The following is a 22,554-nucleotide window of genomic DNA, read 5'->3' as shown; positions in this document are numbered from 1 at the left end:
CCTTAGTCTAAATTGTCGACAATCTGCTTGATTGTCGACAATTTGATCGTGTATTTTATGTTCATGTTATGAAATTGTTGACAGTTAGGGTCGGCAATCAGAAGTGAGCAGCGTGAATATGAATACTGCGATAAAAGACCTCACCTTAAGTGCAAACACGAAAACACGTGTGAGCGACAAAGAAAACACCAAGTCGGAAAATCTGACTGAGTACCTCGTTGAGGCGATTGTTAACGGTGAATTAGCTCCGGGCAGTAAGATCTCGGAACCTGAATTGGCTAAACGCTTTGAGGTAAGCCGAGGTCCATTACGTGAAGCGATAATGCGTGTTGAAGGACTTGGCCTGATAGAACGTATTCCACATGTCGGCGCTCGAGTTATTACTTTTTCGGCAGACAAACTGCTAGAGCTTTACGCGGTGCGAGAGGCATTGGAAGGCATGGCGGCTCGCCTAGCAGCGCGACATATCACACAAGAAGAGCTTATCGGGCTTGAAGGATTATTGTCGACACACTCAAAGCACATCGATGAAGTCGAAGGTTCTTCTTACTTTCATCAACATGGGGATTTTGATTTCCATTACCGCATTATCAAAGCGAGTCGTAACAGCAAACTCATTTCGCTGCTGTGTGATGAGCTTTATCACCTATTACGCATGTACCGCTATCAATCGCCTAGGGCTCAGTCTCGACCAAAAGAGGCGCTCGATGAACACAAATACATCCTACAAGCGATTCGCAACCGTGATGAAGAGCTAGCAGAAATGCTAATGCGAAGACACATCTCGGGTAGCCGATTGCTTATAGAGCAACAAATTCAATCCAAAGATCTTGATTAACTGGCGACTGGTATTTGCTAGCGGTTCTTCGCTGGCGAGAGCTAAACATCATTAGTCATAAAGATTAGAAATTAACAATTAACAAGGAGCGTCATTATGAAGTTATCAGCAGGAGCCAAGTTCCGACAAGCTGTGCAAGACAACGATCCATTGCAGATCGTCGGCACTGTGAATCCGTATTGCGCGATGATGGCAAAGAACTTGGGTCATCAGGCCATTTATTTGTCTGGTGGAGGCATCGCCAATGCGTCTTATGGCTTGCCTGATTTAGGTATTACGACATTGAACGATGTATTGGTCGATGTTGAACGTATTACCAATGCGTGTGATTTGCCTTTGCTGGTGGATATCGACACAGGTTTTGGCGGCGCGTTCAATATTGCGCGCACGATTCGCGCGATGGAGAAGGCGGGCGCAGCTGCGATTCACATGGAAGACCAAGTGGCTCAGAAACGCTGTGGTCATCGACCAAATAAAGCAATTGTTAGTCAGCAAGAGATGGTCGATAGAGTGAAAGCGGCAACCGATGCCAGAACCGACGAAAGCTTTGTGATTATGGCTCGTACCGATGCATTGGCGGTTGAAGGTATTGATAGCGCGATTGAACGAGCAATTGCGTGTGTTGAAGCGGGCGCAGACATGATTTTCCCTGAGGCGATGAATCAACTAGATCAATACGTGAAGTTCTCGGCGGCGCTGAAATCTGCAACGGGTAAGCACGTGCCTATTCTTGCGAACATCACTGAGTTTGGCCAAACGCCACTCTACAACTGTAATGAGTTGGCCCAATCAAGTGTCGATATGGTGCTTTACCCATTGAGTGCGTTCCGTGCGATGAACAAAGCTGCGGAGAATGTTTACAAACACTTGTTAGTTGAAGGTAATCAAGAAGCTCTATTGGATTCAATGCAAACCCGTAAAGAGCTATACGAACACCTGAATTACCACGACTACGAGAACAAGCTTGATCAGTTGTTTTCAAGCGAAGAGTAAACCGGTTTCAATTAATCAAAAATCAACTTAATCCAATAACGTGAAATGGTTAGTCGCCATATCCAGTACCGATGATAAAGATCACCGGACACATAAACAGGCAGCACCAAAGAGTGCAGGCGACTAACACAGAAAAGGAGTTCACCATGTCTGTATCTTTGAGTGATAAAGCAGCTGTCGAAAAGGTTTCAACAGAAAACCAACAACAAAGCGCAAAAACAGCAAGTGCACCAGTAAGCGCACCTGCAATCGGTGGTGCTGGTCTACGTGGCCAAAGTGCGGGAACTACGGCGCTATGTACGGTAGGCCAGTCAGGAACGGGTTTGACCTACCGTGGCTATGACATAACCGACCTTGCTAATCATGCTCAGTTCGAAGAAGTGGCACATCTGCTACTGAGAGGTCATTTACCCAGTGAAAAAGAGTTAGACGATTACAAAACATTGTTGATTGGTTTACGCGGCTTGCCTCAACCTTTGAAAGCGGCCTTAGAACTGATCCCTGCAGACGCTCATCCAATGGATGTGATGAGAACGGGTTGTTCAATGTTAGGTAATCTAGAGCAAGAGTCCGATTTCTCCGAGCAACTGCCTGCGACTGAACGAATGCTCGCGCTTTTCCCTGCCATTATTTGTTATTGGTACCGCTTTAGTCATGATGGCGTGCGAATTGATACTGAAGATCAAAGCGAAGCATGTCTGGGTGGCTACTTCTTGAAAATGCTAACGGATAAAACACCTAGTGAACTTCATAAGAAGGTGATGCACTGCTCGCTAACCCTTTACGCGGAACATGAGTTTAATGCTTCAACCTTTGCCGCTCGTGTGTGTGCATCCACACTGTCGGATATCCACTCTTGTGTCACCGCAGCGATTGGCACACTACGAGGCCCTTTACATGGCGGTGCAAATGAAGCGGCGATGGAAATGATCCAAGATTGGCAAACCGCTGATGAAGCAGAAACGAACATCATGCAGATGCTTGCTAACAAAGACAAAATCATGGGCTTCGGTCATGCCATTTATCGTGAGAGCGATCCACGAAATGCTCTAATCAAGCGTTGGTCAAAAGAGCTAGCTCAAGAGGTGGGAGATCAACAGCTTTACGCCGTTTCAGAACGTGTTGAAGCGGTAATGAAGCGCGAGAAAGGCTTGTTCTGTAATGCTGACTTCTTCCATGCATCGGCTTATCACTTCATGGACATCCCAACCAAATTGTTTACTCCTATCTTCGTGATGAGCCGCCTTACGGGTTGGACGGCACACGTATTCGAGCAAAGAGAAAACAATCGAATTATTCGTCCAAGTGCAGACTACACCGGGCCAGAGCATCAAGACTGGCTACCAATCCATTTACGTTAGTTCTCTATATCGAGCCGACTTATATCTCGAGGTGACTTTTCTCTTCATGTGATAAGGCCTCGAGAACCAACGAATAGAATTTAACAGATAATGGTGGATGTATGTCTGATGTAAAACTTGAACAAGCTCAGTACCCTGATAAAAATCAGTACCGGAAACTTTTACCCGGAACCCATTTAGAGTATTTCGATGCTTGCGAAGCGGTAGAAGCACTATCTCCAGGCAGTTATAAAACCTTGCCTTATACGTCGAGAGTATTGGCAGAGCAATTAGTAAGACGCTGTGATCCTGAAACTCTTGAAGACAGCTTAAAACAGATCATTGAACGTAAGAGCGACTTAGATTTTCCTTGGTATCCTGCGCGCGTGGTGTGTCATGACATTCTTGGCCAAACAGCCCTAGTAGATTTGGCTGGTTTACGAGATGCAATTGCCGACCAAGGCGGAGACCCTGCCAAGGTAAACCCAGTGGTCGAAACCCAATTGATTGTTGATCACTCGTTAGCCGTGGAACATGCAGGCTTTGATAACCAAGCGTTTGATAAAAACCGCGCGATTGAAGAGCGCAGAAACGAAGACCGTTTTCATTTTATTGAATGGTGTAAAACGGCGTTTAAAAACGTGAGTGTGATCCCAGCGGGTAACGGGATCATGCACCAGATTAACTTGGAGAAAATGTCTCCAGTTATTCAATCTAAAGAAGGCATCGCGTTTCCTGATACCTGTGTTGGTACCGATAGCCATACACCGCACGTTGATGCTTTGGGCGTTATTGCGATTGGTGTGGGGGGCTTGGAAGCTGAGACAGTGATGCTCGGTCGTCCGTCGATGATGCGATTGCCTGATATTGTCGGCGTTAAACTGACGGGTCAACGACAAGAAGGGATAACTGCAACGGATATTGTGCTTGCGATTACTGAGTTCCTTCGCAATGAGAGAGTGGTCTCAAGCTATTTGGAATTCTTCGGTGAAGGGGCTCGTGCACTGACCATTGGTGACCGCGCAACTATCTCCAACATGACGCCAGAGTATGGTACAACAGCTGGTATGTTTTACATCGATGAGCAGACCATTCAATACCTGAAGCTCACCGGTCGAGAGCCTGAGCAGGTTGAATTAGTTGAACGCTACGCTAAGCAAACCGGGCTATGGGCTGACGATCTAGACTCTGCTCAATACGAACGTGTATTAGAGTTTGATTTATCGAAGGTAGAGCGCAATCTTGCAGGGCCATCCAACCCCCATCGTCGTTTGCCAACCAGAGAGCTGGCTGAACAAGGCATCAGTCAAGCATCTTGGAAAGAGCAGCATGCTAAGCAGTACAGCGATGATCAGATGCCCGATGGTGCCGTAATCATTGCGGCAATTACTTCTTGTACCAACACCAGCAACCCAAGAAACGTAGTCGCCGCAGCATTGGTGGCTAAGAAAGCTAATCAGCTTGGATTAGTTCGTAAGCCGTGGGTGAAAACGTCATTTGCGCCGGGCTCTAAAGTTGCCAAGCTCTATCTTGAGTCGGCAGGTTTGCTACCTGAGCTGGAACAATTAGGCTTCGGTATCGTCGGTTATGCGTGTACTACCTGTAACGGAATGAGTGGGGCGTTGGATCCTAAAATCCAACAAGAGATCATCGACCGCGACCTGTACTCAACTGCTGTGTTGTCAGGGAATCGAAACTTTGATGGTCGAATCCATCCCTATGCCAAACAAGCGTTTTTAGCCTCACCGCCGTTGGTGGTTGCTTACGCGTTGGCTGGCACGATTCGCTTTGATATCGAGAAAGACAGCTTAGGCACCGACAACAATGGTAAGCCAATCTACTTAAGTGATTTATGGCCGAGTGATGCCGAGATCGATGCTGTTGTCGGTGAGCACGTTAAGCCTCAGCAATTCCAACAAATCTACGTGAAAATGTTCCAGCCAGACGAGGAACAGGTGACGACTGAGCCGCTTTATGACTGGCGACCTCAAAGCACCTATATACGCAGACCACCTTATTGGGAAGGGGCTCTTGCGGGAGAACGAAGCCTATCTGGTATGAGACCTTTAGCGATTCTAGGTGACAACATCACCACAGATCACTTATCCCCTTCAAATGCGATTCTCGCTTCGAGCGCTGCGGGGGAATACCTCACCAAAATGGAAGTGCCGGAAGAGGATTTTAACTCTTACGCGACCCATAGAGGTGATCACTTAACCGCACAACGAGCAACGTTCGCTAACCCTAAGCTGTTTAACGAAATGGTGAAGGACGCTGGAGAAGTCGTGCAAGGTTCATTAGCAAGAGTTGAACCTGAAGGTCAAGTTACGCGAATGTGGGAAGCGATTGAAACCTACATGAATCGTAAACAACCCTTGATCGTCGTGGCGGGTGCCGATTATGGACAAGGTTCATCACGTGACTGGGCTGCCAAAGGTGTGCGCTTAGCGGGTGTTGAAGTGATTGTTGCCGAAGGCTTTGAACGAATCCACAGAACCAACTTAGTTGGAATGGGTGTGTTGCCTTTGCAGTTTAAAGCGGGAACCAATCGCAACACCTTAGAACTGGACGGTACTGAGCTTTACGACGTGTACGGCAACATTGAAGCAGGTTCTGATTTGGCTTTAGTGATCACTCGTAAAAACGGTGAAAAGCTGGATGTTCCTGTGACTTGCCGACTAGACACGGCAGACGAAGTGAATGTGTACAGCGCTGGTGGCGTATTGCAACGTTTCGCTAAAGACTTTCTCGCCCAGTAGGAGCTTGTGATGAACACTAAACAGATAAAAGTGCCTGCGACCTATATGCGAGGCGGGACGAGCAAAGGCGTTTTCTTCAACCTAAGTGACTTACCTGAAGCTGCGCAAGTTGCCGGAGAAGCTCGAGACGCATTACTTCTGCGCGTGATTGGCAGTCCAGATCCTTATGGTAAACAAACCGATGGCATGGGTGGCGCAACATCCAGTACCAGTAAAACTGTTATTGTTTCGAAAAGCAGTAAAGCCGATCACGATGTTGATTACCTATTCGGCCAAGTAGCAATAGACAAGCCGTTCGTTGATTGGAGCGGTAACTGCGGCAATTTGTCTGCTGCAGTGGGCCCATTTGCAATTCATAGTTGCTTAGTCGATTCGAATCGTATTCCAGAAAACGGTGTGGTGGAGGTGCGAGTATGGCAAGTGAACATAGAGAAAACCATTATTGTTCATGTACCTATCACCAATGGGAAAGTCCAAGAGTTAGGTGACTTTGAGCTCGATGGTGTCACTTTCCCCGCCGCTGAGATCCAAGTCGATTTTCTAGATCCAGCCGATGCGAGTGGCTCTATGTTCCCAACAGGGAATGTTGTCGATTTTTTAGATGTTCCAGATCTGGGGTGTATTAAAGCGACATACATCAATGCCGGAATACCCACCATTTTTGTCGATGCTGGATCGGTTGGTTACCAAGGCACAGAGCTTCAATCCGATATCAATAGCGATGCCAAAGCCTTGGCTCTGTTTGAGTCCATCCGAGCACATGGTGCAGTAGCTATGGGTCTTATTGATTCTTTAGAACAAGCTGAATCACGCCAACACACACCTAAAGTCGCGTTTGTTGCTAAGCCTCAAGCGTACCAAGCCTCCAGTGGTAAATCGGTTGCTGCCGAAGATACTGACCTTCTGGTGCGTGCTTTGTCTATGGGACAACTGCATCACGCCATGATGGGGACAGCTGCGGTCGCCATTGCTTCAGCGGCGAGTGTGCCAGGTACGTTAGTGAACTTGGCAGCCGGTGAGGGTTCCCGAGATTTTGTGACCTTTGGTCATCCATCAGGAACCTTAAAAGTGGGTGCTAAAGCTATTCAGACGGAAAGCGGTTGGAAAATAGAACGGGCGATTATGAGTCGTAGTGCCCGAGTGATCATGGAAGGTGCCATCCGTGTGCCTTTTCCTAAGTAAAGCGATTGTCGTGAACGGTCAAATGTTCACGAACACAACGCTGAGAAAAGAGTGCACCCAAGTGACACAGCCAAAAGCAAGGCGCTTGGACTAATGGATAAATCATGGAGGAGGCATTATGTCTGCTACGAATCGAATGAATAGAAAAACAGATTACATCACCGAGTATCAATGGGCGAGGGAAGACCCCAATTCGTTCTGGGAAACGCAAGCACAAGCGATAGATTGGTTTGAACCACCAAAAACGATATTACAAACTGATGAGAATGGTATTGAGCGTTGGTTTCCTGATGGGGTGATGAACACCTGCTGGCTCGCGCTGGATTATCATTGTGAAAATGGACGAGGTGACAATACCGCGCTGATTTACGATTCTCCAGTTACAGGAAATCAATCCTCATACACTTACAATCAATTGCGTGACCAAGTGGCAAAAGTCGCAGGTATGTTAGCCACGCAAGGCGTAACCAAAGGCGATCGTGTGGTGATCTACATGCCAATGATTCCTGAAGCGGCGATGGCAATGTTGGCCTGTGCACGACTAGGCGCGGTGCATTCGGTGGTGTTTGGTGGTTTTGCTCCTCATGAGCTTGCCGTTCGAATTGAAGATGCCGAGCCCAAGGTGTTGATTACTGCCTCCTGTGGTGTCGAGATAAATAAAGTCCTGCCATATAAGCCGATGGCCGATCGCGCGATCATGGACAGTCGTTGGAAGCCTGAGAAAGTGGTGGTATTCCAAAGAGAGCAGTCTCTAGCCGAATTGAACAACGAACGTGATGTACTTTGGCAGCAAGCTGTTGAGGATGCTTTGCCTCACGTATGTGTGCCTGTTCTAGCGACTGACCCACTATATATCTTGTATACATCAGGGACGACGGGTAAGCCAAAAGGCGTGGTGCGCGATAATGGTGGTCATGCGGTTGCCATGAAATACTCGATGAGCACTATTTACGATATGCCGCAAGATGGTGTGTTTTGGGCAGCTTCTGATGTCGGTTGGGTCGTGGGGCATTCCTACATTGTGTATGCGCCATTGATTCATGGCTGTACGACCATTTTGTTTGAAGGCAAGCCAGTACGAACGCCAGATCCCGGCGCATTCTGGCGTGTGTGTGAAGAGTACAACGTCGATGTATTGTTTTCTGCGCCAACAGCGTTTAGGGCAATCAAGAAAGAAGATCCTGAAGGCGAGTTGCTCACCAAGTATGACTTATCATCGCTCAAGTCGATTTTCATGGCTGGCGAGCGCTTGGACCCGCCAACATTGGATTGGGTCGAATCTCATACCAATAAACCGGTTATCGACCACTGGTGGCAAACCGAAACGGGTTGGGCTATTTCTGCCAATCCAACAGGGCTTGAATCTTTGCCTGTAAAAGCGGGTTCTTCAACTAAGCCAGTACCCGGTTACCAAGTGGAGATCCTCAATGAGTTGGGTGAAATCGCACAAACGAATCAACAAGGGTTTGTGGCACTTAAACGACCATTGCCGCCTGGTTGTTTACCCACGGTATGGCGCAATCATGATCGGTTTGATTCCGGCTATTTGAGTCAGTTCCCAGGCTATTATGTTTCTGGGGACGGTGGCTATCTTGATGAAGATGGGTATCTATTTATCATGGGCCGTATCGACGATGTGATAAACGTAGCGGGACACCGTCTGTCGACGGGAGAAATGGAAGAGATTGTGGGTGGTCACCCAGCCATTGCAGAATGCGCGGTAGTCGGTATTCACGATGACTTAAAAGGACAACTTCCATTAGGTCTAGTTGTGTTAAAAGATGGCGTAAAAGTCGATGGCATTGAGTTACAAGCGGAGTTGGTTGGCAAGGTTCGCAATGAGATTGGCGCGGTAGCCTGTTTTAAGCAAGCCTTGGTTGTTGAGAGACTACCCAAGACACGTTCAGGTAAGATCTTACGCAGAACTATCCGACAGATCGCAGAAGGTGAACAATATGTGGTGCCTTCGACGATTGACGACCCTACCAGCTTAACTGAAATTGCTGAAAAGATCGGTAAATAGACGTCGCAGTTTAGGTAATCTCACCTTCGGCTTGTTGACTTATACATAAGCCAACGTGATGGTTTACCTAAACTCTACTTTATTCATCCGCTTATCCATTACGTTTACTATGACCTCATTATGAATCCCACATATTGAGGTCTTTTTATGCGAGCTTACTTTTTGTTGATTGCTTTATTGGTCAGTGGTGCTGCTAGTGCCAGTATTTCAAAGGATGAAGCGAGTAGAGCGTTGTTAGAACCTTTGAGTCATCCCAAGGTATTTAAATGTGTGTCTAAGACTGGCGTCGATCTCTATCAAGCGGTTTTTGATATTGGTGTGGGATATGAAGCCGACCCGATTAACTCGAAGATGGTCGTTAATTCAAGGAAAGGCCGCTATGAATATCAAATTTTAGGCGCAGTAAGATCTGAAAGAGCCGGTGAAATTGTAGTGCTAACTCGTCATGTGGGAGACGGTGTTAAAGTTGCCGCTATGATTGATGACGAAAATGGCAAGATACTGGGGATCGGCGATAAAAATCATTATCGAGATTGCGGTGTTAGGCCACCACCTAGTGCAGAAAATATGCAAAACTTTTGGTCCAAAGGCTAAGAGTGACATCTGAAAGAGAATAATTATAGAGAAAGAGCGATTGAGGCGACCTAATTGGTCGCCTTTTTTGTTTGTCAGGCTAAGGCGAGCTCAAAGATATATATCAATAAGCACTTATGCGATGGTTGAATGATACATAACTGAACATGATGTATCGTCTAAACGTGGCTTTATTTATCTCATTAACGGTTCTGCTTAAGATGGCTCTATTCCAAACGAAGAACTAAGCGAGACTCCTATGAAATTCACTAAACCTTTTCTTTTAGCGACACTGATTGTGACTCTTTCTGGTTGCGCATCACCAGCAATGGATAACGAAAATGAGAATGCTGCACGTAATCGTGGTGCTGTGGGTGGTGCTTTATTAGGAGCGACAGCAGGCGCTCTAACTGGAGATGCGAGCTTAGCCGCGAAGGGTGCTGCATTGGGTGGTGTGACCGGTGGTGTTGCTGGTTCAATGAAAGATACGGATGATGCAAGAAACGCACAACGAACCCAAGTCACTGCTGATGGTCTGGCGCAAGACAATCGCACTGATGCAGAAAAGCGAGTTGCTGAAGTAGAGGCTGAAATTAAGCTTATTGAACTAGAACAACAGCTTGCTGATCTCAAAGAAGAGAAAGAGGACAACGGTGCATAAAGCTGAAGCTACAGCAAAAGCCAGAGCCACGGCAAAAGCCACAGCTTCGATATTCGTTTAATTCAAAATTATTCAAACAGAATGGCCACGTAATGTGGCCGTTTTTGTATCTAAAATACACACTTCAAACAATGAATTAATTCAATAACTTGTATAGATACTCACGGCAAGTAAACTAGACTCAGTTTAAATATTAATTTGGTTTGAGAAGCGCAATAGTCATGAATGTCACCTTAAGGGCTGCAAAGCACACGGATTTGGAACAACTTAACGAGTTGATGTTCGACCTCCACCATCACCACCACCTTGCTAGCCCAGAGCACTTTAAAACGGCAGAAGAGATTGAGCAGGAAAAAAGCATTGCACGTTACTTGGATGATCCTGAATGCTTGGTTTATGTGGCATTAAAAGGTGAGCTCATTGTTGGCTTTATCTCCGGACATTTTTGTGAGCTTATCTCAACGGTGAGTAAACCGGTGCCGATGGGGAGTGTCGATGAACTGTTTGTCTTGCCTGATTATCGTAAAGAATCGATTGCTGAAAAGTTGTTTAGCAAAGTTGAAGCGACTTTTGATGATTATGGGGTTGAACAAGTCTTTGTAGAGGTTTGGGACTTTAATTCACCCGCCAAGGACTTCTATCAAAAAATGGGGTTCACTCCTCACATTCAATGGATGAGGAAGGCTTTGCACAAAACGTAGACAGCGATTTTGTGCGTGTTTGATTACACTAGAGCAGTCTTTAACTTTTTCTCTTATTTTTAGGTAAACTCGTTGGCTATTCGATATTTATTAGTTTTCATATTATCTCTTTTGAGTACTACTTCTGCTTGGGCAAGCAACACTTTGCCCGATCATATCGCGGGCGCTTTGTGTGTAGTACGTGCTGATAACCAAATCGTATTGGTTGATGAATTGATCACGGGGCAATTGTCTCTACCGGGAGGCACTGTGGTTTCTGGTGAGTCGCCATCGGTCGCGGCGCAACGAGAAACTTGGGAAGAGGCGGGCTTGTCCGTGACGGTCGGTGATGTGTTGGGATATACCGACAGTGCCGTTGTGTATGATTGTGTCTCTGACTCTGAAGTGATCAGTTACAAAGCTCGAAATGAGTTAGGTGGCTTTGAGCTACCAATCTGGTTTGCTCCTCATTATGGTGTGGAAGTTAGTAGAGCGATGTTATTGCCACCTACGGAGTTGCAAGCCAATGAATACCGTTACCCAGAGCAATGGTCTGAGATTAACGAATTCTTTCTATCCGCGACAGATCAACCTGTGACGTATGTGACTGAGCTGGTGGGCGCGGCATCGAAAGTCCATCAAGTTGAATTAAATTGGATTGTGTCGCTTCAAAACGCGTTCGATAATATGCCAAGCGTGTTTGCGAATACTGTGCTTTTAACTGACTCGTTAGCGAAGCCATGGATTTTCATCGTGATATTGCCGCTAATTGCTTGGCATTTTGGCCGTAACTTCGCGTTGAAGTTTGCCTTCACTTTGATCTCGGTGACATTGCTCACTTTAATCGCCCATCAAGGGTTTGGTTTTCCACGTCCGCATGCTTACTTGCCAACATTGAAGCTAGTGATGAGCAGTGGCTATAGCTTTCCAAGTTTATTGGCTGGCTTGTGGGTGAGTTTAACCTTGTTAGTCTTTTGGAAACTAAAGCGCCTCTTGGAGCAAAAATCGATTTTGATAGTGCTCGCGGGTCTACTGTGGATTATGCTATTTACGTCTTATTCAGGCAGTGCGTTCTTTAGTGATGTCTTAATGGGAGGCGTATTGGGCGCGTTAACGACTTGGCACATCGTGAGATTAGATGCGAAACCTGATGTTGATATTAGTGCCTTATTAAGCTCTAAAGGTGTCTGGTGGGCATTGTGCTTACTGTCGATTGTTCTCACGGTTATATGGCCACTGCCAACATTCTCTTTCTGGGTAGCAATTTTGATGACGATTGCATGCTTAGTAACGTTAACGGATTCGAAGCCTTTGGTCGGCCAGTTCTCATTCAAGATTGTATTTGGAGTGATGGCGATGTTGTTAGCGGGGAATCTGCTGATTAGCTGGGCAGGAAGTTTCGTCTCATTCAGTGGCATCGCTTCATTTATCGTTGAGACCTTACGTTTCCCAATCTTGATTCTATTTGGTGTAGTGGCGTTTCGTCTGCCATGGAAAAGAGAGTAGGCGAACCGACTAATATAAAATCAAAAAAGGCTGTGCAGTGCACAGCCTTTGTCATTTCTGCAACAAGCAAAAAGTAATTCTCATTAGAACCTGTTCAGCGTTTACGAGTTGAAGATAAACTTCTCAATCGCGACCGCTACACCATGGTCGTCGTTGCTCGCTGTGATGTGATCCGCCAGTTTCTTGGTTTCTTCCATTGCGTTTTCCATTGCAATGCCAAGGCCAGCGTATTCAAGCATATGATGATCGTTTTCAGCGTCACCCATGCAGATTACTTCTTCTGCTGTAATACCCAAGTGCTTAGCTATCGCCTCAATACCGACACCCTTGTTTGAATTTGGGTTTAGGAACTCTAAGAAGAATGGTGCACTTTGCACGATAGTAAATTGAGCCTTAAGCTCTTGTGGCAACTTGCCGATGATTTCAGTCAGCTTGCTTGGTTCTGTGACAATCATAGTTTTAATGATTTCGTGGTCGTCTTCTAGTTGAGAAAAGTCGAACTCGGTAATCTCTAAGCCATTAATACGCGCTTCAATAGCTGTGTACTCATTGTTTTCAGGCGTGATTAAGCCATGAATCTTGCTGAATGCATGAACATAACCACCAAGCTGTACGGCGAGGGCTGCGATCTCTTTCGCGGCTTTACCATTGCTGATCTCACTGTGAATGAGTTCTTTTGTAGAGACGTTTTGAACCATAGAGCCGTTGTAGAAGAGCACAAAGTCATCTTCGCCGTTGATTGAAAGCTCGTCTAACTTACTCTGCATGCCTTCTAAAGGACGACCAGAAGCCAGAACCACTTTCACACCTGCAGCGCGAGCTTTAGCTATCGCGTCTTTGTTCTCTTGAGAAATCACTTTTTCACTGTTAAGTAGTGTGCCATCCATATCAAGAGCAATCAGTTTGTACATGTTGTTCCTTACCAAAAAATTAAAAGCTAACAAAATCTAATGGGCGAAAGGATAAGGGAACTTGAAAGTTCAGGCTAGGGCTTTGATCAACTCATTTATCAGTACTCATTTGTTTGACCAAAAGGGGCAAGTGCTTTAAGGTCTGCGGTTGATTAATTTCATCAAATGATTGAGCTGAGGGTAAGTTGTACAAGATTAATGAAATGTTTGAAACCATCCAGGGCGAGGGCGTATTTACCGGCGTTCCTGCTGTTTTTGTTCGACTGCAAATTTGCCCTGTAGGCTGTTCTTGGTGTGATACCAAACAGACTTGGGAAGCGTTGCCGGAAGATGAAACGAGCCTTGGTGATATTATGGTTAAGACAGAGGATTCACCGACTTGGTTTGCAATTGATGCGCAAGGAATCGTGAATGAATATATCAAGCAAGGTTACACCGCGAAGCACATTGTGATTACTGGTGGTGAGCCGTGCATCTATGATCTTGTCCCTCTTACTGAAGCATTTGAGCAGCACGGTTGTCGCTGTCAGATTGAGACCAGCGGAACATCAGAAGTAAAAGCCACACTGGATACTTGGGTTACGGTGTCACCAAAAATCGCAATGAAAGCCAAATTGGATATCCTTGATAGCGTACTCGTTCGTGCGAATGAAATCAAACACCCTGTTGGTACAGGTAAAGACATCGAGCAACTCGATGCTCTTATTGCTAGAGCCGATGTCCCTGAAAATACAGTCATTGCGCTTCAGCCGATTAGCCAAAAAGAACGCGCAACTCAGCTTTGTATTGATACCTGCATTGAGCGCAATTGGCGCTTATCAATCCAAACTCACAAATATTTGAGCATCGCATAGGTTGTATTTGTTTACTTGCCTATATAAGTCGCTAGTAGAAGATTCTCGTAAGGATTTAAGATGAAAAAAGCAGTGGTAGTATTCAGTGGTGGTCAAGACTCAACAACGTGTCTTGTTCAAGCATTAAAAGAGTATGATGAAGTTCATGCGATTACGTTTGATTATGGTCAGCGCCATAGACTCGAGATTGAAGTGGCTGAGTCGTTGTCAAAAGATCTTGGTGTGAAAGCACACAAAGTGATGGATGTGACTCTGTTGAATGAACTGGCTATTAGCTCTCTTACTCGTGACGATATTCCTGTCTCTCATGAGCTACAAGAGAATGGGCTACCGAATTCTTTCGTTCCCGGTCGTAATATTCTGTTCTTAACTTTGGCGGGTATTTACGCTTACCAAATCGGTGCAAATACCGTAATCACGGGTGTGTGTGAAACAGATTTTTCAGGCTACCCTGATTGTCGTAATGACTTTGTGAAAGCGATGAACTCTGCGCTTGTACAAGGTATGGATAAGCAGCTTGATATTAAAACACCGTTAATGTGGCTCAACAAAGCTGAAACATGGGCGTTGGCAGATCAGTATTCAGCACTCGAACTTGTTAGAAACAAAACACTGACCTGCTACAACGGTATTATCGGCGATGGCTGCGGCGACTGTCCAGCGTGTGAACTACGCAAAATAGGCCTTAGCGATTACCTAGGTGATCGCCAAGGTATTATGGCTGAATTGATTCGCAAGCAGGGTGAGAATAAATAACCTCATGAGTCAATAGGTTCGTTATAAGCATCAATGATGCAGTTTCGGCCGTTGCTCTTTGCTTGATACAGCGCCTGGTCAAGCACTGAATACAAGTCATCAAAGTCACTTAATGCGTTTGAGGTTGCTAAATAAGCAAAGCTCGCGGTTACATTAAGTGGCTTTTTGTTTTCTGATAAGAAGACTGCACTCGAAATGGCATAATGTAACTCCTCTACACGCTCTTGTACTTCAGCTGGTTTTGTATCAGTAAGCACGATCAGAAATTCTTCGCCGCCTAAACGCCCGAACAGCTCACCTTTAATTAAATGTTGTCTTATTTGATGACTTATATGAACGAGCGCTCTATCACCAGTAGGGTGGCCATATTGGTCATTAATTTTCTTGAATTTATCTAGATCGAGTAAAACGAGAACATGTTGTTTTTCTGTTCCTTTACAGGCTTTGATACGCTTGACTCTTCGTATTATCTCGGTGCGACTATACGCCTTTGTCATGGCATCGATTGCTGCTTTCGCACGAATGGCTTTGTTTGTGAAGATCATAAAGCTAGCCGCACACAGCAATAGAATAACAATGATGTTATACACCATCCTTTGATGTTCCATCTTTTCGATTTGAAGTCGGTCTAAATTTGCTTGATGTCTCAGGAAAGAACTCTCTAGTTCTTTTTCGTACCTAGCATGAGCTAGATCTAGTGCTTCAAAAGCCAACCTGTTATCTATATCTCGGGTTTCGAACTGTATTAATGTGTATCGCTGATAGAAATAGAAAGCTTGCTTGTAATCGCTGAGAGTTTGATAAATATCAGAAAGTTGAAGTAGTGCTTGAGCTGTGTATTTGTGTCTTGTGACTTGTTCGGATAGCTCCAAAGCTTGTTGTGCATAATTGAGCGCTTCCGTTTTAAGTTTTTGGTCTTCGAACATATCGCTGATTGCCAAGAAAGCGTTGATTCGAATGACATCGTTGTTTAGCTTGCTTGAAGCCGACAGAGACTCTACTAAGTAGTCTCTCGCCAAATCATAGTTCTTCGTCTGCGTGTATGCTTTTCCTAAACCAAGAGTTGTTAGCGCAATACCGTAGCTATGAGATGATGTAGTCAACAGTGCTTTTGCTTTTTGAAAGTGATTAATTGCTAGGTCACTTTGTCCTTGATTAAGGTAAAGATCTGCAAGGCTATGATGAACTTGTGCTTTCATCAAATCAGAAGCATCCGATCTCAGAGCGAGTGCTTCTATGAGGTACTCTGCCGATTTATCATATTGCTTTAACTCTTTGAGCAAATTACCCACATCGTTATAGATCCCCGAAATATCATGTCCTTGTGGGAACACGCTTATCAGTGATAGGTAAGTATCTAGCGCGGCTTGATAGTCGCTGCGGAAATGGTGATTGTTAGCGATCACTCGATAAGTGCCAAATTTTGGTAATACAGGGTCAGCAATGTCATGCAAATCCGACTGAAGTGCAGAACAATAATAGTTCGCTTGATGATATTTAGCTTGCTCATTGAGAGAACGACATAATTGATATTTTAATAATGCTCTACCTGTAACATCGTTGATTGATTGCATTTTTACTAATATGGACAAAAAGCCTTGCTGAGCTTCTTTGTACTGACCTTGTCCATCATTTACTAGGGCATTAATAAACGCTTGTTCTATTGCTTGGTAGTCACTGTCGTTTGAAGCGATTCCATAAAACGGTTGATCGCGCTGGCTCATGTATTGATATAGCAGTGCCGATAGGTAGAGCTTATCCCCGTAGGTTGTTGAACTCGTGTAGCGTGTTTGCAGCATGTTCAATGCGCGCGAAGGGGAATGAGTTAGAGTCGACAGATAGAGTGCGTTCCAATCAGCATTTGGAGTTGTGTGGGGAGCTAATGCCGAGGAGCTAATTGTTGGATAAGATTCATGATCCAATGTTGATGCTTGGCTAAAAGAATAAAGATTGATGAAAAGCAAAAAGGCAATGAAAATGAAGTGAATCACGAGATAATATCAATCAGATAAAGAACGATATTCTATTGTTAGTTTGATGTTGCTTCAATTTTTTTTGGTAGGTTGATGGTTTTTTATGTGAGGTAAATCTCTAATTCTCAATGGCTTATTATGGGTAACCGGTCGTACGCTATGTACGACCGATCTTGGAAGCTAGATGTATAATTTCGCTAGATCAGAAGGCTCTAGTTCTTTGCCTTCTAATGTTGCATTCCAGTTAGTACCAACAAGAACGCCGTCTTCGGCTAGAGTAAGTAACCAATCTTCTACAAAGATATCTAGTGGAATTTCTAATACTTCGAAATCAGCCCACTCTTCGACATTGTGAGTCTGAGCATCTTCTTTTGAAGACCAGAACGGCATCACTTCACTGTTTTCGAATTCACTTGAATCACATGCTAGCCAACCTTCATCGTTGCGAAGGCCCCATACCAGTTTAGTTTCTTGTGTTTCAGAAACGAAAAGTTCAAGATTTGCTTGAGTATCAGCGGTTAGTTTGCTCATGAATAATTTCTCTATGTTGATAACAAGACAAGATTAACATTATACAAGGGGTAGGTATATGGCGATCAAGGAATTATAAGGATACTGAAACGTTTACGTAACGTTTCAGTATGATTGGAGTGAGGCTGAATCTACTTGCCAATTTTAGTAAATATATGCCACTCTTCCTTGATATTACCTTTAAATCCAACCACAGAGGCTACAACTTTTCTGTTCAGTGCATGATTAGTTTCGGTGTCATTGTCACGGAAGCCGACATCACCGTAACCTACGGTATAGGCTCTAGACGGTGGAATTCCATTGCTGATAAGTGCACGCCTTACATTGTCCGCTCGCTTTTCTGACAGTTTCAGGTTGTGTTCAGCATTACCTACTTTACTAGCATAACCTTGCAATTGAATACTTGTGTTTTCGTAACGCTTTAGAAACGCAGCCATTTGACGGATTTGGCCCAGGAATACAGGTTTGATTTCTGCAGAGTCATTAGCAAACAAAATATGAAGTTCTTTTTGTTCACTAGACTCGAAATACGAGCCACAGCCATCATTATCTATTTCAGCGCCAATTTGTGTGTCTATACATAAATCGCGAGCGTTGATAACACCATCATTATCATCATCTTCGAGATCATAACTTTGTGTGGTGCTAGGAAGAGCACGATAAGTGAATTCATCATTTGTTTCAGCCATGATGTTGGCAGAAGCAACCACGAAGCATAGTGGGAGTATAGTTTTGAGAAGCTTCATTAATATTCTACCTTTTCATTCCATTCTTGTGGAGTCTCTACACGTAATCCTGTTAATAGGTTACCTGTAGCATTCATGACTCTATACTTTGCGTACTGTACATCGTACTTAGCGTCTAAAAATCCCTTACGTGCTTCGAAGAGTTCATTTTCAGTGTTAAGTAGATCGAGAAGGGTACGCTTACCAATTCGGTATTGTTTTTCATAAGAGATAACGGTGTCAGAAGCCGAGTCTACGTGATCCGACAAGAAATCTTTCTGCTGAACGGTTAAGTCAAGAGCGCTCCATGAAAGGCGTAAGCTTTCTTCTACATTGCGGTAAGTACTCTCACGTAGGTCTTTTGCTTTGTTGAGTTGATAAGCGGCACTTTCGGCACGGTCTTGATCGGCTCCACCGTTATAGAGATTGTACTTTAAGCGAAGCATCGCAGAAAATTCATCGCTGTTGCCTTTCGTACCACCTGCATCATCACGCCACCTTTGAGCGGCTTCAAAAGAAACAGTTGGGTAGTTGGTACTCTTCGACTGCTTGTATTGGAACTTCGCTGAATCTACGTCAGCTTGTGCAATTTTGATAACCGGGTGTTGGTTAAAGGCTTTTGCCAAAGCACCGTCGATCGTATAAGGAATAGAGCCTGCGTCAGCACGTGGATATACCAAGCCTAGTGGGGCTTGGCCAACAAGGCGTTTGAATTGAGTATGGGCATCAAATAAATTATTTTGAGCTGCCAGCAAATTACCATGAGCTTTTGCAATACGAGCTTCTACCTGAGACATGTCTGCCGTAGATCCAATGCCTGAATCAACTCGTTTCTTGATATCTATATAGATATTTTTGTGCGTCGCCAGATTGTTTTCAGAAAGTGTAAGCACTTCGTAAGCTTTAACAGAATCAAGATAGACTTTGGTTACTTGCAGTGCAATATCTTGAGCGCTAGATAGCAATTGATAACGGACAGACTCTGCATCAGCAGCGGTACGATCAATGTCGTTAGAAGTATTCGCGCCATCCCAAATGAGTTGTGTCAACGTAATTGCTGCTTCTTTACGTGTTAGATCTGTTGAGCTCGAATTCGTCGCCAAATCCGTATATTCGTAACCAATGCCACCGTCTAAATCTATACTCGGGCGGTAAGCTCCACCAGAAGCATCGTTAAGGTAACGTTGACTAACGTACTGGTTATATGCCGCTTTGATTTCAGGGTTACTTTCTAAAGTAAACGCGACGGCTTGCTCTAAGGTCTGTGCGCTAGCCGGTAAACTGAGTGCAATAGCCAACCCTAATGTAGTCGTTTTAATCCAGTTCAATTTCAATCTCCCAAAAATGGAGTATCACCTAAGTTTGTCGCTTTTAAGCTTGAATATATCAAATTTAGATGAACCGCCAAAAAAATAACGAATGCTCAATGAGCATTCGTAAATGGTTGTAAAGTTGTTAACCGATCGCCGTACAATTTAAGTCGATTTTGAGTACTTAAATTTGATTTGAGTGTTTGGGTTATCTTTCCCTAAGACAATAACTTATATGGAAGTTTTCGTCATCTTAATTATCACTCAGTGACCGTTATCATTCGTTTACATTGTAAGTTATTAAAGATGTAATTCATAGCTAGGAATTATATGACATTAGATGTTATATTGTCACTAGATTATAAAATTGATGTCACTATTTTGACGTCGCAAACAGAAAATGAGCTTAGGGATTTATATGGACATGACAGTATTGAATGCGAGCGGTGCATTAGCATTAGGTCAACGCATTGTTATTTCGATAGATGGCACAATCACGGTCCTAGAAGACGGCCAGCCATTACAAGCTGGGGATGTCGTTTTAGAATCCCAAAATGTAAATTCTGAATCTCAGATTTCAGTTAAGCGCTTTACGCCACAAGGAAAAGATGGCGATGAAGTCGATCTTGACCAAGATATTGAAAATATTTTTGCCGCTTTAGAAGAAGGGCAAGATCCTACAGAGTTAGGCGAAGAGTTCGCAACTGCGGCAGGTGTACGAGGTTCGAGCCTAGTTAGCAGTGGAACTATTGAACGTGATGGTGACGAAACCATCCCAGTTACCGAATTTGTAACAACAGGTTTCGAAGGCCTAGGTCTGTCTCGTACTCAAAGCTTAAGTTTGCTTGATCTATTCCGCTCAGTGGAAGTTGAGCCAACAGTAAGTATTGAAGACAGCCAAGTCATTAATGAAGGCTCAACAGCAATTTTCGACGTAAGTCTAAGTAAAGCTGCGTCAGGCGATGTAAGCGTTACGCTTGAGACGTTATACGGAACGGCAACAGCGGACGACATTACAAGCGTTGTTGTGAAAGATGCCGCGGGTAACGTAGTGACACCTAACGCTGACGGCTCTTACACCGTCAAAGCGGGTGAAACTAAGTTAGTCGTTGAAGTCGAGACCAAAGACGACGGCACGTACGAAGGTGATGAGAAGCTGAGCCTAAAAGTGACCGGCGCAACAGGCGTGACAGGCTCAGGTACGGGCGAGCTAACCATCAAAGATGACGGCACAGGCCCTGTTGACCCAACCGATCCTACTCCCCCAGTGAATCCAGATGACCGCCCATCGGTGAGCATCGAAGACAGTAAAGTGATTAACGAAGGCTCGACAGCGAGCTTTGATGTGAGCTTAAGCAAAGCCGCATCAGTTGACGTGAGCGTAACGCTAGAAACCCTTTACGGCACCGCAACAGCGGATGATATCACCAGCATTGTGGTAAAAGATGCCGCAGGTAACGTAGTAACACCTAACGCTGATGGCTCTTACACCGTAAAAGCGGGTGAAACTAAGTTAGTCGTTGAAGTCGAGACCAAAGACGACGGCACATACGAAGGCGATGAGAAGCTGAGCCTTAAAGTGACGGGAGCCACCGGCGTGACAGGCTCAGGTACGGGCGAGTTGACCATCAAAGATGACGGCACCGGCCCGGTTGACCCAACGGATCCTATTCCTCCAGTGAATCCAGATGACCGCCCATCGGTGAGCATCGAAGACAGCAAGAGCATCAACGAAGGCTCAACCGCGAGTTTCGATGTAAGCTTAAGTAAAGCTGCGTCAGTTGACGTGAGCGTTACGCTAGAAACCCTTTACGGCACGGCGAACGCGGACGACATCACCAGCGTCGTTGTGAAAGATGCCGCAGGTAACGTAGTGACACCAAACGCTGACGGCTCTTACACAGTCAAAGCGGGTGAAACTAAGTTAATCGTTGAAGTCGAGACCAAAGACGACGGCACGTACGAAGGCGATGAGAAACTGAGCCTTAAAGTGACGGGCGCAACCGGCGTAACTGGCACGGGAACAGGTGAACTGACCATCAAAGATGATGGCACAGGTCCTGTAGACCCAACCGATCCGACTCCCCCAGTGAATCCAGACGATCGCCCAGCGGTGAGCATCGAAGACAGCAAAGTTATTAACGAAGGCTCAACCGCGAGTTTCGATGTGAGCTTAAGCAAAGCGGCATCAGTCGATGTGAGCGTAACGTTAGAGACCCTCTACGGCACAGCAACAGCGGACGACATCACCAGCATCGTTGTGAAAGATGCCGCAGGTAACGTAGTGACAGCTAACGCTGACGGCTCTTACACCGTCAAAGCAGGTGAAACTAAGTTAGTTGTCGAAGTCGCGACCAAAGACGACGGTACATACGAAGGTGACGAGAAACTGAGCCTGAAAGTGACGGGCGCAACCGGCGTAACTGGTACGGGAATCGGTGAACTGATCATCAAAGATGATGGTAAAGGTCCTGTTGATCCAACAAATCCAAATCCAGATGACCGCCCATCGGTAAGTATCGAAGGCAGCAAAGTTATTAACGAAGGCTCAACCGCGAGCTTTGGTGTGAGCTTAAGCAAAGCTGCATCCGTCGATGTAAGCGTAACGCTAGAAACCCTTTACGGAACAGCAACAGCGGATGACATCACCAGCGTCGTTGTGAAAGATGCCGCAGGTAACGTAGTGACACCTAACGTAGACGGCTCTTACACCGTTAAAGCGGGTGAAACTAAGTTAGTCGTTGAAGTCGCGACCAAAGACGACACGACGTACGAAGGCGATGAGAAACTGAGCCTGAAAGTGACTGGTGCGACGGGCGTGACAGGCACTGGTACCGGTGAGCTGATCATCAAAGATGACTCTGACACGCCAACCATCAGAGGTGTGAAACCAGCGGTCGACGCGCAAGGCACGCAAGTGGACGAAGGCGAAGGCGCGG

Annotated in this window: 18 protein-coding genes; 13 read left to right on the top strand and 5 right to left on the bottom strand. The window is 45.3% G+C overall.

Annotated features, from left to right (window positions below; all coding sequences use genetic code 11):
* Nucleotides 1-118: 118 nt before the first annotated feature.
* The 10 genes from ACED53_RS16520 (at nt 119) to ACED53_RS16475 (ending at nt 12,555) form a co-directional block, all read left to right on the top strand.
* Nucleotides 119-838: a GntR family transcriptional regulator gene (locus ACED53_RS16520; protein WP_017071741.1), complete on the top strand. Its 720-nt coding sequence runs from the start codon at nt 119-121 to the stop codon at nt 836-838.
* A gap of 96 nt (nt 839-934) precedes the next feature.
* Nucleotides 935-1,831 carry a methylisocitrate lyase gene (prpB, locus tag ACED53_RS16515; protein ID WP_017100223.1) on the top strand — a complete coding sequence of 299 codons (897 nt, stop codon included), beginning with the start codon at nt 935-937 and terminating at the stop codon, nt 1,829-1,831.
* 146 nt (nt 1,832-1,977) lie between these two features.
* The gene (prpC, locus tag ACED53_RS16510) at nt 1,978-3,192 is read left to right on the top strand and encodes a 2-methylcitrate synthase (RefSeq protein ID WP_017100224.1); all 1,215 of its coding nucleotides are present in this window, start codon (nt 1,978-1,980) and stop codon (nt 3,190-3,192) included.
* Between the two features lie 101 nt (nt 3,193-3,293).
* On the top strand, nt 3,294-5,930 hold the full coding sequence (acnD, locus tag ACED53_RS16505; RefSeq protein WP_017100225.1) for a Fe/S-dependent 2-methylisocitrate dehydratase AcnD: 2,637 nt from the start codon (nt 3,294-3,296) through the stop codon (nt 5,928-5,930).
* Between the two features lie 9 nt (nt 5,931-5,939).
* Entirely contained in the window at nt 5,940-7,112 is a 1,173-nt protein-coding gene (gene prpF / locus ACED53_RS16500; RefSeq protein ID WP_017100226.1) for a 2-methylaconitate cis-trans isomerase PrpF, read from the top strand.
* Nucleotides 7,113-7,230: 118 nt separating this feature from the next.
* Nucleotides 7,231-9,135 (top strand): propionyl-CoA synthetase, encoded by a 1,905-nt coding sequence (locus ACED53_RS16495; protein WP_017100227.1) that lies wholly within the window; start codon nt 7,231-7,233, stop codon nt 9,133-9,135.
* Between the two features lie 147 nt (nt 9,136-9,282).
* Complete coding sequence (locus tag ACED53_RS16490) at nt 9,283-9,729, top strand: hypothetical protein (RefSeq protein WP_017100228.1); 447 nt, start codon at nt 9,283-9,285, stop codon at nt 9,727-9,729.
* A 238-nt stretch (nt 9,730-9,967) separates the two neighbouring features.
* Entirely contained in the window at nt 9,968-10,369 is a 402-nt protein-coding gene (locus ACED53_RS16485; RefSeq protein ID WP_004733606.1) for a glycine zipper domain-containing protein, read from the top strand.
* 221 nt (nt 10,370-10,590) lie between these two features.
* Nucleotides 10,591-11,070 carry a GNAT family N-acetyltransferase gene (locus tag ACED53_RS16480; protein WP_017100229.1) on the top strand — a complete coding sequence of 160 codons (480 nt, stop codon included), beginning with the start codon at nt 10,591-10,593 and terminating at the stop codon, nt 11,068-11,070.
* 72 nt (nt 11,071-11,142) lie between these two features.
* Nucleotides 11,143-12,555, top strand: a complete 1,413-nt coding sequence (locus ACED53_RS16475) for an NUDIX domain-containing protein (RefSeq protein WP_017100230.1) — start codon at nt 11,143-11,145, stop codon at nt 12,553-12,555.
* Between the two features lie 101 nt (nt 12,556-12,656).
* Here the strand turns inward: ACED53_RS16475 and ACED53_RS16470 are convergent, their stop codons facing one another.
* On the bottom strand, nt 12,657-13,466 hold the full coding sequence (locus ACED53_RS16470) for a Cof-type HAD-IIB family hydrolase (protein WP_029225401.1): 810 nt from the start codon (nt 13,464-13,466) through the stop codon (nt 12,657-12,659).
* A gap of 185 nt (nt 13,467-13,651) precedes the next feature.
* On the opposite strand from ACED53_RS16470, the gene queE reads away from it, so the two are divergent.
* Both queE and queC read left to right on the top strand, forming a co-directional pair.
* On the top strand, nt 13,652-14,320 hold the full coding sequence (gene queE, locus ACED53_RS16465) for a 7-carboxy-7-deazaguanine synthase QueE (RefSeq protein ID WP_017100232.1): 669 nt from the start codon (nt 13,652-13,654) through the stop codon (nt 14,318-14,320).
* Between the two features lie 60 nt (nt 14,321-14,380).
* Nucleotides 14,381-15,076 (top strand): 7-cyano-7-deazaguanine synthase QueC, encoded by a 696-nt coding sequence (gene queC, locus ACED53_RS16460; protein WP_017100233.1) that lies wholly within the window; start codon nt 14,381-14,383, stop codon nt 15,074-15,076.
* Nucleotides 15,077-15,078: 2 nt separating this feature from the next.
* On the opposite strand, the gene ACED53_RS16455 is transcribed toward queC, so the two are convergent.
* From ACED53_RS16455 to ACED53_RS16440, 4 genes are all read right to left on the bottom strand, one after another.
* Nucleotides 15,079-17,067, bottom strand: a complete 1,989-nt coding sequence (locus ACED53_RS16455; protein ID WP_017100234.1) for a tetratricopeptide repeat-containing diguanylate cyclase — start codon at nt 17,065-17,067, stop codon at nt 15,079-15,081.
* A gap of 162 nt (nt 17,068-17,229) precedes the next feature.
* The gene (locus ACED53_RS16450) at nt 17,230-17,580 is read right to left on the bottom strand and encodes a DUF2750 domain-containing protein (RefSeq protein ID WP_017100235.1); all 351 of its coding nucleotides are present in this window, start codon (nt 17,578-17,580) and stop codon (nt 17,230-17,232) included.
* Between the two features lie 131 nt (nt 17,581-17,711).
* Nucleotides 17,712-18,326: an OmpA family protein gene (locus ACED53_RS16445; RefSeq protein ID WP_017098852.1), complete on the bottom strand. Its 615-nt coding sequence runs from the start codon at nt 18,324-18,326 to the stop codon at nt 17,712-17,714.
* The gene (locus ACED53_RS16440; RefSeq protein ID WP_009846631.1) at nt 18,326-19,633 is read right to left on the bottom strand and encodes a TolC family outer membrane protein; all 1,308 of its coding nucleotides are present in this window, start codon (nt 19,631-19,633) and stop codon (nt 18,326-18,328) included. Before ACED53_RS16440 ends, ACED53_RS16445 begins: the two co-directional genes overlap by 1 nt.
* A gap of 400 nt (nt 19,634-20,033) precedes the next feature.
* Between ACED53_RS16440 and ACED53_RS16435 the strand changes: the two genes are divergently transcribed.
* Nucleotides 20,034-22,554 (top strand): Calx-beta domain-containing protein (locus ACED53_RS16435; RefSeq protein ID WP_371708846.1); only part of this gene is annotated, 2,521 nt, incomplete at its 3' end.

The organism is Vibrio sp. 1F169 (assembly GCF_041439605.1).
Taxonomy (GTDB): domain Bacteria; phylum Pseudomonadota; class Gammaproteobacteria; order Enterobacterales; family Vibrionaceae; genus Vibrio; species Vibrio tasmaniensis_A.
Note: the sequence above shows the minus strand (reverse complement) of the source record. Positions and strands in the feature narration are given on the sequence as shown.